This is a genomic window from Mycolicibacter senuensis (assembly GCF_003284925.1).
GTDB lineage: Bacteria > Actinomycetota > Actinomycetes > Mycobacteriales > Mycobacteriaceae > Mycobacterium > Mycobacterium algericum_A.
Map to the genome: position 1 here is coordinate 1 of NZ_QMEX01000024.1, position 16,095 is coordinate 16,095.

Sequence of the window (16,095 nt, forward strand, 5' to 3'; positions counted from 1 at the left end):
AGGTCCTGGTCGACTGCGCGGGCAGTCCCCGCCTGCACCGGGCGATGCGGACCCTGCTCTCGGAGACCCGGATCCTGCTCGGCGAGCTCGAAGAGGCCTATCCCGATCTGCGCGAGCAGGTCACCGAACATGTCGTGCTGCGTAAGGCAATCGCGGCCGGTGACGAGGCAGCAGCGGTCCGGCTGATCGACGAGCACATGGACGATGCGGTCCGCCGACTGCTGGCGCGCAGAGCGCAGTTGGCGTTGTAACCGCCGGTCATCCGATCCGGTCGCCGATCTCTTTGGCGGCGTCGACCAGCAGAGCTGCCACCGCCCGGTGCCGCGACGGGCTCAGGCGGTGAACCGGCGCGGCGGCATTGAGCGCCAGCAGCACACCGGACGCCCGGGTTGGAATCGGAACCGCGACGGAGGCGACACCGTCCTCGCTCCCCTCCCGGTTCACCGCGTACCCCTGTTGTCGTATCCGGCTGAGCTCCCGTTGCAGTTCGGTTCTGGTGCCGACCGAGTGCGCCGTGACGCGCTCGAGTTCCTCGTCCGGGTAGAGGCGGGCGACGTCAGCCTCGGACAGGCGTGCCAGCAGCGCCTTTCCGGTCGAGGTGCAGTGCGCGGGCATCGTGCGTCCGAGCCGTGATGCGACCCGAACCGCCGTCGGCCCCTCGGCGGCTGCGATGAACCGGACGCGGGCGCCCTCGATCATCCCGATATGAACCGATTCCCTGAGGTGTTCGCTGAGCCGGCGCAGCACCGGGGTCGCCGCGTCTTCGATGTCGAGGCGGTTGAACACCGACGACGCCACGCTCAGCAACGCGGGCCCGGGGTAGTACGCCTTGGACACCGGATCCTGGCGAACAAAGCCGCGGTATTGCAGCATCGCCAGCAGCCGATGGGCCGTCGATGACGCGACGGCCAGGTGTTCGGCCGCATCCGTCAAACGGAGCCGCGGTTGTTCTCCCAGCAACAGGATGAGCTTGAGCGCCCTGTCCACCGATCCGATCGGATACTGCGGCACCCCGTGGTTCGGGGCGGCGGGGCCGACGGCCGCGCGCGGTTGTCTCTGCACAGCAGAGAGACTACCTAGTCAATTGACCTTGAAAACCCATTCCTGGCAGAGTTCCCACCATGTGCCAGGAATTTTCTCTGCGCAGCAGATACCCTGGGGCTCAGAGACTGGAGTCGCGCCAATGAGTGATCACCGGCAAGTCCTCGACGAGGTCCGGCGGGGGATGGTGCCGGCGCACATCTACAACGACGCCGAGATCTTCGAACTCGAGCGCGAGCGACTCTTCCGCCGGGCCTGGATGTTCGTGGCGCACGAGTCGGAGATCCCGCAAGACGGCGACTACGTCGTACGGCGACTCCTCAACGACTCGTTCATCATCGCCCGCGACTCGAAGGGCGATGTGCGGGCCATGTTCAACATGTGCCTGCATCGCGGCATGCAGGTGTGCCGCGCCGAGATGGGCAATGCCTCGAATTTCCGGTGCCCGTACCACGGCTGGTCGTACCGTAACGACGGGCGACTCACCGGCCTGCCCTTTCACCAGGAGGCCTACGGCGGCGAGGCAGGCTTTCAGAAGCGAGGCCAGACGTTGTTGCCGGCACCCAACCTCGCCAGCTACAACGGCATGATCTTCATCAGCCTCGACGCGCAAGCTCCGCCGCTGGAGGAGTTTCTCGGCGACTTCAGGTTCTACCTCGACTTCTACACCAGGCAAAGCCGAAGCGGTTTGGAGGTGCGCGGCCCGCAGCGGTGGCGCATCAAGGCCAACTGGAAGATCGGCGTCGAGAACTTCGCCGGCGACATGTATCACACGCCCCATACCCACGCCTCGGTCGTCGACATCGGGTTGTTCCGCGAACCCAAGGCGCAGAAACGCAAAGACGGCGCCACGTATTGGGCCGGCTGTGGCGGTGGCACGACTTACAAGCTGCCCCCGGGCACGTTCGAGGAGCGGATGCGCTACGTCGGCTACCCCGACGACATGGTGGGGCGAATCAAACAAGTGTGGTCCGAGGATCATCAGCGCGTCGTCGGCGACGACGGCTTCATGATCTCGGCGGCATCCTGCTTTCCGAACCTGAGCCTGGTACACAATTGGCCGAAGATCCAAGACAGCGACGATGTGTTGCCGTTCATATCGATTCGCACCTGGCAGCCGATCAGCCAGAACGAAACCGAGGTGTATTCGTGGTTCGCGGTCGACGCAGCGGCGCCCGAGCAGTTCAAGAAGGACTCCTACAAGGCCTACCTGATGTGCTTCGGTTCCACCGGCATGTTCGAACAGGACGACGTGGAGAACTGGGTCTCGCTGACCAATACCGCCGCCGGATCGATGGCGCGCCAGCTACTGCTCAACGGCCGGATGGGACTGCTCGCTGACGACACACCGGTGGTGAATGCGTTGCCGCCGGAACAGTTTCATGGACCGGGTGTCGCCCAGGTCGGCTACAACGAGAACAACCAGCGCGCCATTCTGCGGATGTGGGCAGATCACCTGCAACTGCCTCCGGTGCCGCTGGAGCCGGCGGCTATCGGCGGACAGCCCGAGGGGATTACCCCGCTGGTGCAGACCAACGGCGTTTCGGCATGCCCGACGGCCTACCAGGAGGCCCGGGCATGACGTCGACCGAACGAGGTGAGCGCGCCGGGTTCCCTCGGCCGAGCGACGCCGCACGACCGTGGGAGCTGGCCGTGCTGGGCGGTCATGCGCCCCGGCAGGTCCGCACCGGCAAGCCACTGCCGTTCAACGACGTCCGGCATCTGCAGGCACATCAGTTCCTGGTCGATGAGGCCTATCTCCTGGACGCACAGCGCTACAGCGAATGGCTCGACACCCTCACCGAGGACATCCACTACTTCGCCCCGGTCCGGGTGACCACGGCCTCGGGCGCCGGATTCGACACCTCGCCGGGCATGGCCCACTTCGACGAGAACAAGTACTCGCTGAACCGGCGCGTCGCGCGCTTTGCGACCGAACACGCCTGGACCGAGGATCCGCCGTCACGGCTGCGCCATCACATCACCAACGTGCGCACGTTTGCCTGCGACGATGACGCGCATCTGATCGTGGAGTCAGCCGAGTTGCTTTTCCGCAGCCGTGGTGACGTGAACGAGGCCGCGCCGATCTCCTGCGGTCGAGAGGATCTGCTGCGTCTCACCGATCAGGGGTGGAAGCTGGCGCGCCGCACGATCTATCTCGACGAGTCGGTCCTTCGGATGCAGAATCTGGCGGTGTTCCTGTGAGTGAACTCGAAGACCTCATCGGTTGCTCGGTGGGCGAAACCATCACCATCGCCAATGAATTCACCGAGGTGACGTTGCGCCGAGTCGACACCCGGAACGGTTCGCGGCTGCTCGTCACCTCACCGAAGTCGGGACAGTGGATCAGTCTGGACGCCTTGGAGATCGAAGCGCTGACGTGGCAGAACGCCTACACCCTGGCGGCGATGGTCGGAAAGATGCACGAACCGCTGCTGTGCGACGAAACCGAACTGCCATGACGCGATGGCTCGAGGGCAAACGGGCACTGGTCGTCGGCGCTGGGTCCGGTATCGGTCGAGCGGTCGTGGACGCATATCTCGAAGAGGGAGCGCAGGTCGCCGTCCTGGAGCGCGATGCCACCAAATGCGCTGCCCTGCAGCAGCAGTTGCCGGGGCTGCCGGTGACACAGGGAGACGCGACGACGGCCGAGGCCAACGCGCGTGCGGTCGCCGCCGCCGTCGCGGCCTTCGGCGGACTGGACACGCTGGTCAACTGCGTCGGGATCTTCGACTTCTACAAGGGCATCGGTGACATATCGACCGATGAGCTTGCGCCGGCCTTCGACGAGATGTTCACGACTAACGTGTTGAGCCATCTGCAGTCGGTGAAGGCGGCCCTGCCGGCGCTGCGAGCCCAGGAGCAGTCCTCGATCGTTCTCACCGAGTCCACGTCCTCGTTCTATCCGGGCCGCGGCGGCGTGCTCTACGTCGCCTCGAAGTTCGCGGTTCGCGGCCTGGTCACCACGCTCGCCCACGAACTCGCCCCGCACATCCGCGTCAACGGCGTTGCACCGGGCGGAACGCTGCACACCGACCTGCGCGGCCTGCGCAACCTGTCGCTGGACCATATCCGCCTGGACGACACCCCCGACCGTGCCCGCGATCTGGCAGCGCGCACCCCACTCAATGTCGCCCTCACACCGCAGGATCACGCCTGGAGCTTTGTGTTCCTGGCATCAGACCGCTCCCGCGGCATCACTGCCGGAAGCATCCATCCCGACGGCGGGTTCGGGATGGGTAAAGCCGCAGCACCCACCGGGGACCACGCGTGACCGCAGCCGACCTGACGGTGCTACGGGCCGAGATCGCACAAGCGTGCCGAGTGGCTGCATCGCGGGGCCTCGTCGACGGCATTCTCGGACACATCAGTGCCCGAATCGATGAAGATCACCTGCTCATCCGGTGCCGCAGCGACTCCGACGGCGGTGTGGCATTCACCCGGCCCGACGACATCCGCCTCATCCGATTCGACGGAACACCCGGGGCAGCAGGCGAATTGAACGGCTACCGGGTGCCCAACGAGTTGCCGATCCACGTCGAGACGCTGCTGGCACATCCCGAGCACCGCGCGGTGGCCCACCTGCATCCGCCGGCCGTCGTGGCGGCTGATCTGGCCGGTATCACAATCGAACCGATCTACGGCGCCTTCGATATCCCGGGCGCATGGCTGGCTCGTGACGGGGTTCCGGTCTATCCGAGGGCGGTGCTGATCCGCACCGCGGAACTGGGCAAGGAGATGGTCGCCGCCATGCGGGGAAAGCCGGTGGTGATCTGTCGTGGCCACGGCATCACCAGTGCCGCCGCCACGGTCCCGCAGGCCGTCCTGCAAGCGATCAGCCTCGACCGGTTGGCGGCCATGTCGCTGCGCATTCGCGCCGCGGGCGGCACGTTGACACCAATCGACGAGTCCGATTGGGCAGATCTGCCCGATTTAGGCCCGTCGTTCACCGCAGCCGCGGCCTGGCGCCATGAGATCGCCCGAGTCGAAACCGGCTGAACCGATGACGCCTACCGATATCGTGACGCTATGACGGGCCAGGCGGAGATCAGCGCAGAGATCGCGGCGATCCAGGCCGGGTACCGGGCCGCAGGTACCCGCGAGAGCCAACCGAGGCTGGACTATCCGCCGTATCGCAGCAGCAGGCTTCGCCATCCCAAAAGGCCGTTACACCTGACCGATCCGGAGACCGTCGAGTTGCGGGGGCCCTGCTTCGGCGACTCCGATGTCGATGCCGCCGACGCCGATCTGACGGCCCAGCACCCCGGCGAACCGATCGGCGAGCGCATCGTGGTGACCGGGCGCATCCTCGACGGTGGCGGCAGGCCGGTGCGCCGGCAACTCGTCGAGATCTGGCAGGCCAACGCCAGCGGCCGCTACATCCACCAGGGGGATCAGCACCCGGCGCCGTTGGACCCCAATTTCACCGGCGCGGGACGTTGCCTCACCGACGACGACGGCTCCTACCGGTTCACGACGATCAAACCGGGCCCCTACCCGTGGCGTAACCACCACAACGCGTGGCGCCCCGCGCATGTCCATTTCTCGGTGTTCGGCACTGATTTCACGCAGCGGATGATCACTCAGATGTACTTCCCGGGCGACCCGCTGTTCGCGTTGGACCCGATCTGCCAGTCGATCACCGATCAGCAGGCCCGCGACCGGCTCGTCGCGAGCTACGACCACGACATCACCAGCCCCGAATGGGCCACCGGCTACCGGTGGGACGTGGTGCTCACCGGCCCGGCCGCAACGCCGTTCGAGGAGCCGCGGTGACCAGGTTGACCGCCACCCCCGGGCAGACCGTCGGCCCGTTCTTCGGGTTCGCGTTGCCGTTCGACCGTGGCAACGAACTCGTCTCCCCCGACTCACCCGATGCCGTCCGGCTGCACGGCACCGTCACCGACGGCGCCGGAGCGCCGGTTCCCGATGCGTTGCTGGAGATCTGGCAGCCCGATACCGACGGCTCGGTGTCAACGGCCACCGGATCGCTCCGGCGGGACGGCCGGACCTTCACCGGCTGGGGACGCGCTGCGACCGACACGCACGGTTATTACAGCTTCACGACGATCAAACCCGGTGCACGGCAACGGTTGACACCATTCATCGCGGTCGCCGTGTTCGCACGCGGTCTGCTGAACCGGTTGTTCACCCGCGCCTACCTGCCCGACGAGCAGCTCGACGCCGACCGACTGCTCAGCTCGTTGCCCGATGATCGGCGCCATACCCTCATCGCGGTGCCCGACGAGCACGGGTTCCGTTTCGACATCAGGCTGCAGGGCGCCCAGGAGACGGTGTTTCTCCGTTATCGGGGGCAACCGTGACGGACTTGCTGTGGCCCGGCGACCACCGGGCGGGGCAGATCTTCAGCGACGCGGCGTTTCTGACCGCAATGGCACGGGTCGAAAACGCTTGGCTTCGTACGCTTGTCGACGCCGGTATCGCGCCGGACTCGGCGCGAGCCGACCTGACCGCGATGATCGCGGCAACCGACGTCGAGGCGGTGGCCGTAGCGGCCGAGATCACCGGCAACCCGGTGCCCGCGCTGGTGACCCTGCTTCGTGACCGCACCGGCGGTGAACCGGCACGCTGGCTGCACCGAGGCCTGACCAGCCAGGACGTCGTCGATACCGCGCTGATGCTCTGTCTTCGCGATGCGCTGGAGCGCATCCACGGCGAAATCCTCGCGCAGGTGCGGCGATTGGCCGAGCTGGCCGAGACCTACCGCGACAGTCCCATGCTCGCCCGCACCCTGACCCAGCCCGCGTTGCCCACGACGATCGGCATGAAGATCGCACATTGGCTTGACGGGGTTCTCGATGCGGCCGACTCATTAGCCGCGCTACCGGCACTTCCGGTTCAGGCCGGTGGCGCCGTGGGGACGCTGGCGGCTGCCACGGAGCTGGCCGGCTCACCCGGCGACGCCGCCGCACTGTCAGGGCGACTGGCCACCGCCCTTGATCTCACCGACCGCCCCCCGTGGCACACCACCCGGTCCGTTCTGACCCGGGTGGGCGACGCGTTGGCCACCTGTTGCGACGCCTGGGGCCACATCGCCGGCGATGTTGCGATCGGCAGCAGGGCCGAGGTCGGCGAACTGGCGGAGGGCCGAGGTGGCGGTTCATCCACCATGCCGCACAAGAGCAATCCGGTGTTGTCCATCCTGATCCGGCGCGCCGCGTTGGTTGCGCCGTCGCTGAGCGCCGCCGTGCACGGCGCGTCGGCGGCCAGCGTCGATGAGCGCTCCGACGGCGGCTGGCATGCCGAATGGGCCACCCTCCGAACATTGAGCCGTCACACCGTCGTGGCCGCAGCCCAGACCGCCGAACTGCTCGCCGGCCTGGTCATCGACACCGACCGTGCCGCGGCGAACCTGGCCGCCGCCGGTGACCTGCTCGCAGAGCAGCGGTCCATGACCGAGTTGACCGGTCGTACGGCCCGGCGCGACTACACCGGCGCGACAAGCCATCTCATCGATGTCGTGCTGCAACGCGCGCGCCACACCACGGGAGCGACATGAGCGTGGCACGGCTGGTCGGGACCGACTTCGGCGGACCGCCGGATGCGGATCTGCTGCTGTTGGGGCCATCACTGGGCACCTCGGCAAGCACGCTGTGGGGCGCGGCCGCTGAACGACTCGCCGAGCACCTGCGCGTCGTCGCGTGGGATCTTCCCGGCCACGGCCGCAGCCCGGCAGGGCGATTCGGGATACCGAATCTGGCAACCGGCGTGCTCGCGTTGGCCGACGAGATCGCGCCGCACACTGCGTTCCACTACGCCGGTGTCTCCATCGCCGGGGCGGTCGGCTTGCAGTTGCTGCTCGATGCCCCCGAGCGGTTGTCGAGCGCCACGCTGCTGTGCACCGGTGCCAGCATCGGACGGGCCGAGGATTGGGCCAACCGCGCCGCCACCGTGCGCACCTCGGGCACCGGCGCGGTCATCGAGTCGTCCCTGCAACGCTGGTTCGCCCCCGGTTTCGCCGACCGCCGGCCCGACGCGGTCGCGGCACTGTCGGAGGCGTTGCGCCTCACCGACACCGAATCGTATGCGCAAGCGTGCGAGGCCCTGGCCGATTTCGATGTCACCGCGCGACTTGCTCAGATCACTGTGCCCGTGTTGGCGGTTGCGGGCTCGGAAGATGTCGCCACTCCCCCGGAATCGCTGCGGCGTATCGCTTCCGGCGCCCGCCACGGCCGGCTGGTGACACTCGACGGCGTCGGTCACCTGGCGCCACTCGAGGCGCCCGCGGCCACCGCCAGCCTGATTCTCGACCAGCGGATGGTGCGCGACCCGGTCTACATCTCGGGCATGGCGGTGCGACGGCAGGTGCTCGGCGATGCCCACGTCGATCGGGCGATCGCGCACACCACCGACTTCACGGCCGACTTTCAGGACCTGATCACCCGCTACGCGTGGGGCAGCATCTGGACCCGGGACGGTCTCGACCGACGCAGCCGGTCGATCGTCACGCTGACCGCGCTGGTGGCCCGCGGCCACCATGAGGAGTTGGCAATGCATCTGCGCGCAGCGCGCCGCAACGGTCTCAGTGATGACGAGATCAAGGAGGTGCTGTTGCAGACCGCCGTCTATTGCGGTGTGCCCGACGCCAATGCGGCTTTCCGCATCGCGGCGCGGGTGCTCGCCGACCACGAGAGTTCGGACGGCGACGCACCCTGATCCGATGAGCGCCGATCCCTGGGCCGCTGCCGCGGACTCAGAGCAGGCCCAGGATCCGATCGCCGGTCGCGGCCGTGGACAACTTCGCCTCACCTCGGGTGGCCAGGTGCTCGGCGACGGCCCGGTCGACCCGCTCTGCGGCGGTGTCCTCGCCGACATGTGCCAGCAGCAACGCCACCGACATGATCGCCGCTGTCGGATCGGCGATGCCCTGACCGGCGATGTCCGGTGCGCTGCCATGCACCGGTTCGAACATCGACGGGTTGGTGCGGGTGGCGTCGATGTTGCCGCTGGCCGCCAGTCCGATACCGCCGCACACCGCGGCCGCCAGGTCGGTGACGATGTCACCGAACAGGTTGTCGGTGACGATCACATCGAACCGGCCGGGATCGGTGACCAGATAGATGGTCGCGGCGTCGGTATGGCAGTAGGCGATCTCGACATCGGGGTATTCGGCAGCGATCTCCTGCACCGTGCGCCACCACAGGTCCCCAGCGAAGTTGAGCACGTTGGTCTTGTGCAACAACGTCAGGTGCTTGCGGCGGCGCTGGGCCCGGCCGAAAGCATCGTGGACCACGCGGCGCACGCCGTATGCGGTGTTGACGCTGACCTCGGAGGCGATCTCGTGTTCGGTGCCGCGCCGCAGGAAACCACCGGTGCCGGCGTACGGCCCCTCGGTGCCCTCGCGCACCACCACCAGGTCGATCTCCGGATTGCCTACCAGCGGGCCGCTGACCCCGGGATAGAGCCGGGCCGGACGCAGATTGACGTGGTGGTCCAGGGCGAAACGTGCTTTGAGCAACAGGCCGCGCTCCAGCACCCCGGACGGCACCGACGGGTCGCCGATCGCGCCGAGCAGGATCACATCGTGTGCGCCGAGCTCCTCTAGCACCGAGTCGGGCAACACCTCGCCGGTGGCGTGATAGCGCTTGGCTCCGAGATCGTAGGTCGTCTTCTCGGTGCCGGGCAGCACCGCGTCGAGCACCTTGACGGCTTCGGCGATGACCTCCGGGCCGATGCCGTCGCCCGGGATGACCGCGAGTTTGACACTCATGCCAGGTCGACCTCCTCGAACTTGTTGGCGCCCACCGCGGCGGTGATCGCCGACTGCACGTCCGCCGGCACCGGGCGGTCCACCCGCAGCAGGATCGTCGCCGCCGGCCCTTCGGCGTCTTCGGACAGTTGCGCGGCGTGAATGTTGATGTCGGCGGAGCCCAGCAAGGTGCCGATCTTGCCGAGGGCGCCGGGCTGGTCGGAGTAGTTGATGATCAGGTTGACACCCTCGGCGCGCAGATCGAAGTTCCGTCCGTTGATCTGGACGATCTTCTCCACCAACTGCGGGCCGGAGAGGGTGCCGGCCACCGTCACGGCCGCGCCGTCGGCGGTGACCGCCTTGAGCTCGACGACGCTGCGGTGGTTGGGACTTTCGCTGGCCGTGCCGATCTCAGCGTGCACTCCGCGCTCGGCGGCCAGCGCCGGCGCGTTGACGAACGTCACCGGATCTTCGATGATCGCCGAGAACAGCCCGCGTAGCGCTGAAAGTTTAAGTATTCCAACGTCTTCGGATGCCAGCTCGCCGCGTACCTGCACACTCAGCGAGACCGGGAGACCGTCGGAGAGTGCGCCCGCCAGCAGCCCGAGCTTGCGCACCAGATCGAGCCAGGGCGCGACCTCCTCGTTGACCGCGCCGCCTCCCACATTGACCGCGTCGGGCACGAATTCACCGGCAAGTGCCAGCTTCACACTCTTGGCGACATCGGTGCCGGCCCGGTCCTGCGCCTGGGATGTGGAGGCGCCCAGGTGCGGGGTCACCACCACCTGCGGCAGGTCGAATAACGGGGAGTCGGTGCACGGTTCGGTGGCGAACACGTCCAGCCCGGCGGCCCGCACATGACCACTGGTGATCGCATCGGCCAACGCCGCCTCATCGATCAGCCCACCGCGGGCGGCGTTGACGATGATCACCCCCGGCTTGGTCTTGGCAAGCGCCTCCTTGCCGATGAGGCCCGCGGTCTCGGGGGTCTTGGGCAGGTGGACCGAGATGAAATCGGCGCGACCGAGCAACTCGTCGAGGCTCAGCAACTCGATGCCCAACTGGGCGGCACGCGCGGCCGACACATACGGGTCGTAGGCGACGATGTGGGCGCCGAACGCGGCGAGCCGCTGAGCGACCAGCTGGCCGATCCGGCCGAGGCCGACCACGCCGACAGTGTGGTCGAAGATCTCGGTGCCGGAGAACGATGAGCGCTTCCATTCCTTGGCGTGCAGCGAGGCGTCGGCGGCCGGGATCTGCCGCGCGGCGGCGAGCATCAGCGCAATGGCATGCTCAGCGGCGCTGTGAATATTCGAGGTCGGGGCGTTGACGACCAGCACACCGCGTGCGGTGGCGGCGTCGACGTCGACATTGTCCAAGCCGACCCCGGCCCGGGCCACGATCTTGAGCTTGGTACCGGCCGCGAGCACCTCGGCGTCGACTGTGGTCGCCGAGCGCACCAGCAGTGCGTCCGCCTCCGGTACGGCGGCCAGGAGCTTCTCCCGGTCGGGGCCATCGACCCAGCGAACCTCGACCTGATCCCCGAGGGCGGCGACGGTGGATGGGGCGAGCTTGTCAGCGATCAGTACCACGGGCAGAGTCACCCGGACAGCCTAACGATGCCCGCAGGAGCGACGTAGCCGGGCGCTGGCGGACACTTCCCGCCTTGCAGGGGAAAGGCTTTTGCCGTCGATTCCCGGGATTGACCGAGACCGGCGCTGCACCGCTTCGGTCGCGGCTGGACCGCACCTGGACCAGAGCAACTCGGCCGGCGACCGACTTCCGTGCCGGCGGACGTAGTCGGTATGAAACCCGTGTCGCTGTTAATTTGCAATTAAGTACGAACTTGTTTTCACTTTAGTGTAATCTCAGTTCCTCTGTGGTGAACATTACACACAGGCCTAGTCATGACACGGATCACAACTCGAGGAGCAGCCATGAACGCCACCCTTCGACCGTTTGCCCTGGCGGGCGCCGCGATCATCGGCGCCACCGCAATCGCCGCCACGCCCGTGGTGGTCGCACCCGTGAGCGTGCCGACACCGGTCATCGAGCTCACCGCCGACGTCGGCGGCGGGTTCGAGGGTGTGCTGGGCTCGCTCGGCGACGGTTTGGGCAACCTGCTGAGCAGCCTGGACCTGTCGGCGATCATCGGCGACCTCTTTGGCGGCCTGAACCTGTCGGAGCTCATCGGCGACCTCTTTGGCGGCCTGAACCTGTCGGAGCTCATCGGCGACTTCTTCGCCAACTTCGACCTGTCCGGCATCTTCACCGGCATCACCGACTTCTTCGCCAACTTCGACCTGTCCGGCATCTTCACCGGCATCACCGACTTCTTCGCCAACTTCGACCTGTCCGGCATCTTCACCGGCATCACCGACTTCTTCGCCAACTTCGACCTGTCCGGCATCTTCACCGGCATCACCGACTTCTTCGCCAACTTCGACCTGTCCGGCATCTTCACCGGCATCGGCGACTTCTTCGCCGACTTCGACCTGTCGGAGCTCCTGGGCGGCCTGGATCTGTCCGGCTTGCTCGACGACCTGTTCGGCGGCCTGTAAAGGGCGGCGCCGGCAGACCGGACCCGGGCGGGCCGGAGGTCCAGTCGAGCCCGTGACGATAAGCGAGTGGCCCCTGCCATGGCAGGGGCCGCTCGTTAGTGGGGACAGTGTCCGGCACGGTAGCCGTTGGAGACCAACGGCTATCGGGCCGATATCAGCTCGTCAGGCCGTCTCGGTGATGGGCCGGTCCACCCAGCTCATCAGGTCGCGCAGCTTCTTGCCGGTGACCTCGATCGGGTGCTCGGCGTTGGCCTTGCGCAGCCCCTCGAGTTCCTTGTTGCCGCCTTCGACGTTGGCGACCAGGCGCTTGACGAAGGTGCCGTCCTGGATGTCGGAGAGGATGTCGCGCATCCGCTGCTTGGTGTCGGCGTCGATCACCCGCGGCCCGGACAGGTAGCCGCCGTACTCCGCGGTGTCGGACACCGAGTAGTTCATCCGGGCGATACCGCCCTCGTACATCAGGTCCACGATCAGCTTGAGCTCGTGCAGCACCTCGAAGTAGGCCATCTCCGGGGCGTAACCGGCCTCGACCATGACCTCGAAGCCGGCCTTGACCAGTTCCTCGGTGCCGCCGCACAGCACGGCCTGCTCACCGAACAGGTCGGTCTCGGTCTCCTCCTTGAAGGTGGTCTTGATGACGCCGGCCCGGGTGCCGCCGATGCCCTTGGCATACGACAGTGCCAGCGCCTCGCCGTCGCCGCGCGGGTCCTGGGCGACCGCGATCAGTGACGGCACACCCTTGCCGTCGACGAACTGGCGGCGCACCAGGTGGCCCGGCCCCTTGGGCGCGACCATCCCGACGACGATGTCGGCGGCCGGCTTGATCAGACCGAAGTGGATGTTCAGGCCGTGGCCGAAGAACAGCGCGTCGCCAGCCACCAAGTTGGGCTCGATGTCGGTTGTGAAGATCTCGGCCTGCGCGGTGTCGGGCGCCAACAGCATGATCACGTCGGCCCACTTGGCGACCTCGGCGGGGGTGTCGACCTCGAGGCCCTGCTCGGCGACCTTGGGGCGCGACTTCGAGCCCTCTTTGAGGCCCACCTTCACCTGCACGCCGGAGTCGCGCAGGCTCAGCGAGTGCGCGTGGCCCTGGCTGCCGTAGCCGATCACGCCGACCTTGCGGCCCTGGATGATCGACAGGTCGGCGTCGTCGTCATAGAACATCTCAACTGCCACTTTGTGTCACTTCTTTCTGTTCGTTCTTCGATGAAGTATTGGCGGGACTATTTGGCCGTGCCGATGCCGCGCGGACCGCGCGACAACGATACGAGACCCGATTGGACGATCTCGCGGATGCCATAGGGTTCCAACACCCGCAGCAGCGCCTCGAACTTGGCCGGGGTGCCGGTGGCCTCGATGATCAGCGACTCCGGCGAGACGTCGATCACCCTGGCGCGGAACAGGTTCACCGCCTCGATGATCTGCCCTCGGGTGCCGGCGTCGGCACGGACTTTGATCAGCGCGATCTCGCGCGACACCGAGTTGTCGTCCTCCTGCTCGACGATCTTGATGACGTTGATCAGTTTGTTGAGCTGCTTGGTGATCTGCTCCAGGGGAGTGTCCTCCACCGAGACCACGATCGTCATCCGCGACATGTTCTTGGTCTCGGTGGCACCGACCGCCAGCGACTCGATGTTGAAGCCGCGCCGAGAGAACAGCGCCGCCACCCGGGCGAGCACGCCGGGCTTGTCCTCGACCAGCACCGACAGGGTGTGGGTCTTCCAGGCGGTGGTCATCAGGCGTGTCCCTCGTTGTCGTCGTCGTCGAACAGCGGACGGATACCGCGGGCGGCCTGGATCTCGTCGTTGCTGGTGCCGGCGGCCACCATCGGCCACACCTGCGCATCCGCGCCGACGATGAAGTCGATCACCACCGGGCGATCGGTGATCGCCCGCGCCTGATTGATGACGTCTTCGACGTCTTCTTCACGCTCACAACGCAATCCGACGCAACCGAACGCCTCGGCCAGCATCACGAAGTCGGGAATCCGGTGCGAGTGGGTGGCCAGATCGGTCTGGCTGTACCGCTCTCCGTAGAACAGGGTCTGCCATTGCCGCACCATGCCCAGGTTGCCGTTGTTGATCAGCGCCACCTTGATCGGGATGCCCTCGATCGCACAGGTCGCCAACTCCTGGTTGGTCATCTGGAAGCAGCCGTCGCCGTCGACCGCCCACACCTCGGCGTCCGGGCGGCCCATCTTGGCCCCCATCGCCGCCGGGATCGCAAAGCCCATGGTGCCCAGTCCCCCGGAGTTCAGCCAGGTGCGCGGCTTCTCGTATTTGATGAACTGCGCCGCCCACATCTGGTGCTGACCCACGCCGGCGACGTACAGCGCCTCGGGCCCGGCGATCTGACCCAACTTCTCGATCACGAACTCCGGACCGAGGCTGCCGTCGCTCTGCGGACCGTAACTCAGCGGATAAGTGGAGCGCACGTCGTCGAGGTAGGCCCACCACTCATCCAGGTCCAGCTCGGCCTTCTCCTGGCGCAGCGCGGCGGTCAGTTCGGTGATGACGGCCTTGACGTCGCCCACGATCGGCACGTCGGCATGCCGGTTCTTGCCGATCTCGGCCGGGTCGATGTCGGCGTGGATAACCTTGGCGTCCGGTGCGAACGAGTCCAGCTGGCCCGTGACCCGGTCGTCGAACCGGGCGCCGAGGGTGATCAGCAGATCCGAGCGCTGCAGGCCGGCCACCGCCGACACGGTGCCGTGCATACCCGGCATGCCCAGGTGCTGGCGGTGACTGTCGGGGAAGGCGCCGCGCGCCATCAAGGTGGTGACCACCGGGATGTTGGTCAGCTCGGCCAGTTCACGCAGCTCCGCGCAGGCGTCGCCGCGGATCACCCCGCCGCCGGTGTAGAGCACCGGCCGGCGCGCCGCGGCGATCAGTTTGGCGGCCTCCCGGATCTGCCGGTTGTGCGGTTTGGTGTTGGGTTTGTAGCCCGGCAAGTCCAGCTTCGGCGGCCAGGCGAAGGTGCACTGGCCCTGCAGCACGTCCTTGGGGATATCAACGAGAACTGCCCCAGGCCGTCCGCTTGCCGCGATGTGGAACGCCTCGGCGATCACCCGGGGGATGTCGTCGCCGTTACGGACGAGGAAATTGTGCTTGGTGATCGGCATGGTGATGCCGGAGATGTCGGCCTCCTGGAAGGCATCCGTGCCGATCAGCGACCGCCCCACCTGACCGGTGATGGCGACCACCGGGATGGAGTCCATCTGAGCGTCGGCCAGCGGGGTGACCAGGTTGGTGGCGCCCGGCCCCGAGGTGGCCATCATGACCCCGACCCGCCCGGTGGCGTGCGCGTAACCGCTGGCGGCGTGCCCGGCGCCCTGCTCGTGACGGACCAGCACGTGGCGCAGCTTCTTGGAGTCGAACAGCGGGTCATAGACCGGCAGCACTGCACCACCGGGGATACCGAAGATGACGTCGACGTCGAGTTCCTCCAGCGACCGGATCACCGACTGGGCACCGGTCAGCTGCTCGGGTGCGATGCGCTTGGCAGCTGCCCTGGCTTTCTCCGCCGAGGTGGCCGCGTGGGCCGGCTGCGGTGGTGCGGACCGCTCCGGCGGTCGGGTCGTGGGTGCGCTCACGGGTTCCTCTTTGTCTTCGACGGCTGTGTCTTTGGGGACTGGTGGCAACAAAAAACCCCCGCCAGCTCAGCTGCTGCACGAGGGTTGCGCGTTGGTGGTTGAAAGCTCAGGCAACAACCAACGCGCAGGGGGCTACTACGAGCATGCCGTTGTCCATAGCGGATGACGGTAGTCGCTGGACCGACCCGGGT

General features: G+C 67.0%; 17 protein-coding genes. 11 read left to right on the forward strand and 6 right to left on the reverse strand.

Features of this window, described 5'->3' with window-relative positions; all coding sequences use genetic code 11:
* The coding region (locus DQP56_RS08870; protein ID WP_114475769.1) for an FCD domain-containing protein at window positions 1–251 on the forward strand (251 nt) is incomplete at its 5' end.
* A gap of 7 nt (window positions 252–258) precedes the next feature.
* On the opposite strand, the gene DQP56_RS08875 is transcribed toward DQP56_RS08870, so the two are convergent.
* Window positions 259–1,062, reverse strand: coding sequence for an IclR family transcriptional regulator (locus DQP56_RS08875; RefSeq protein ID WP_112684588.1), 804 nt, complete (start codon window positions 1,060–1,062; stop codon window positions 259–261).
* 121 nt (window positions 1,063–1,183) lie between these two features.
* On the opposite strand from DQP56_RS08875, the gene DQP56_RS08880 reads away from it, so the two are divergent.
* Genes DQP56_RS08880 through pcaDC form a run of 9 tightly spaced genes read left to right on the forward strand, consistent with a single transcriptional unit; the run spans window position 1,184 to window position 8,718 of the window.
* On the forward strand, window positions 1,184–2,623 hold the full coding sequence (locus DQP56_RS08880; RefSeq protein WP_112684589.1) for an aromatic ring-hydroxylating dioxygenase subunit alpha: 1,440 nt from the start codon (window positions 1,184–1,186) through the stop codon (window positions 2,621–2,623).
* Window positions 2,620–3,246, forward strand: a complete 627-nt coding sequence (locus DQP56_RS08885) for a 3-phenylpropionate/cinnamic acid dioxygenase subunit beta (protein WP_234825562.1) — start codon at window positions 2,620–2,622, stop codon at window positions 3,244–3,246. The genes DQP56_RS08880 and DQP56_RS08885 overlap by 4 nt, the downstream gene beginning before the upstream one ends.
* Window positions 3,243–3,503, forward strand: coding sequence for a dihydrodiol dehydrogenase (locus DQP56_RS08890; protein ID WP_112684590.1), 261 nt, complete (start codon window positions 3,243–3,245; stop codon window positions 3,501–3,503). The genes DQP56_RS08885 and DQP56_RS08890 overlap by 4 nt, the downstream gene beginning before the upstream one ends.
* Window positions 3,500–4,315, forward strand: coding sequence for a 3-(cis-5,6-dihydroxycyclohexa-1,3-dien-1-yl)propanoate dehydrogenase (gene hcaB, locus DQP56_RS08895; RefSeq protein WP_112684591.1), 816 nt, complete (start codon window positions 3,500–3,502; stop codon window positions 4,313–4,315). The genes DQP56_RS08890 and hcaB overlap by 4 nt, the downstream gene beginning before the upstream one ends.
* On the forward strand, window positions 4,312–5,040 hold the full coding sequence (phtC, locus tag DQP56_RS08900) for a 3,4-dihydroxyphthalate decarboxylase (RefSeq protein WP_234825563.1): 729 nt from the start codon (window positions 4,312–4,314) through the stop codon (window positions 5,038–5,040). Before hcaB ends, phtC begins: the two co-directional genes overlap by 4 nt.
* Before the next feature lie 30 nt (window positions 5,041–5,070).
* Complete coding sequence (gene pcaH, locus DQP56_RS08905; RefSeq protein ID WP_112684592.1) at window positions 5,071–5,817, forward strand: protocatechuate 3,4-dioxygenase subunit beta; 747 nt, start codon at window positions 5,071–5,073, stop codon at window positions 5,815–5,817.
* Window positions 5,814–6,365 carry a protocatechuate 3,4-dioxygenase subunit alpha gene (pcaG, locus tag DQP56_RS08910; protein WP_112684594.1) on the forward strand — a complete coding sequence of 184 codons (552 nt, stop codon included), beginning with the start codon at window positions 5,814–5,816 and terminating at the stop codon, window positions 6,363–6,365. The genes pcaH and pcaG overlap by 4 nt, the downstream gene beginning before the upstream one ends.
* Window positions 6,362–7,561 carry a 3-carboxy-cis,cis-muconate cycloisomerase gene (gene pcaB / locus DQP56_RS08915; RefSeq protein WP_112684596.1) on the forward strand — a complete coding sequence of 400 codons (1,200 nt, stop codon included), beginning with the start codon at window positions 6,362–6,364 and terminating at the stop codon, window positions 7,559–7,561. Before pcaG ends, pcaB begins: the two co-directional genes overlap by 4 nt.
* Window positions 7,558–8,718 carry a bifunctional 3-oxoadipate enol-lactonase/4-carboxymuconolactone decarboxylase PcaDC gene (gene pcaDC, locus DQP56_RS08920; RefSeq protein ID WP_112684598.1) on the forward strand — a complete coding sequence of 387 codons (1,161 nt, stop codon included), beginning with the start codon at window positions 7,558–7,560 and terminating at the stop codon, window positions 8,716–8,718. Before pcaB ends, pcaDC begins: the two co-directional genes overlap by 4 nt.
* 37 nt (window positions 8,719–8,755) lie before the next feature.
* Here the strand turns inward: pcaDC and DQP56_RS08925 are convergent, their stop codons facing one another.
* A complete protein-coding gene (locus DQP56_RS08925; protein WP_112684600.1) occupies window positions 8,756–9,772 on the reverse strand; it encodes a 3-isopropylmalate dehydrogenase in 1,017 nt (338 codons plus the stop codon).
* The gene (gene serA, locus DQP56_RS08930) at window positions 9,769–11,355 is read right to left on the reverse strand and encodes a phosphoglycerate dehydrogenase (protein ID WP_112684602.1); all 1,587 of its coding nucleotides are present in this window, start codon (window positions 11,353–11,355) and stop codon (window positions 9,769–9,771) included. Before serA ends, DQP56_RS08925 begins: the two co-directional genes overlap by 4 nt.
* Window positions 11,356–11,688: 333 nt before the next feature.
* Between serA and DQP56_RS08935 the strand changes: the two genes are divergently transcribed.
* Entirely contained in the window at window positions 11,689–12,312 is a 624-nt protein-coding gene (locus DQP56_RS08935; protein ID WP_112684604.1) for a hypothetical protein, read from the forward strand.
* Between the two features lie 162 nt (window positions 12,313–12,474).
* Here the strand turns inward: DQP56_RS08935 and ilvC are convergent, their stop codons facing one another.
* Genes ilvC through DQP56_RS08950 form a run of 3 tightly spaced genes read right to left on the reverse strand, consistent with a single transcriptional unit; the run spans window position 12,475 to window position 15,904 of the window.
* Window positions 12,475–13,488 (reverse strand): ketol-acid reductoisomerase, encoded by a 1,014-nt coding sequence (gene ilvC, locus DQP56_RS08940; RefSeq protein WP_083039086.1) that lies wholly within the window; start codon window positions 13,486–13,488, stop codon window positions 12,475–12,477.
* Between the two features lie 47 nt (window positions 13,489–13,535).
* Window positions 13,536–14,048, reverse strand: a complete 513-nt coding sequence (gene ilvN / locus DQP56_RS08945; RefSeq protein WP_083039088.1) for an acetolactate synthase small subunit — start codon at window positions 14,046–14,048, stop codon at window positions 13,536–13,538.
* Window positions 14,048–15,904 (reverse strand): acetolactate synthase large subunit, encoded by a 1,857-nt coding sequence (locus DQP56_RS08950; RefSeq protein ID WP_112684606.1) that lies wholly within the window; start codon window positions 15,902–15,904, stop codon window positions 14,048–14,050. The genes ilvN and DQP56_RS08950 overlap by 1 nt, the downstream gene beginning before the upstream one ends.
* Window positions 15,905–16,095 lie beyond the last annotated feature (191 nt).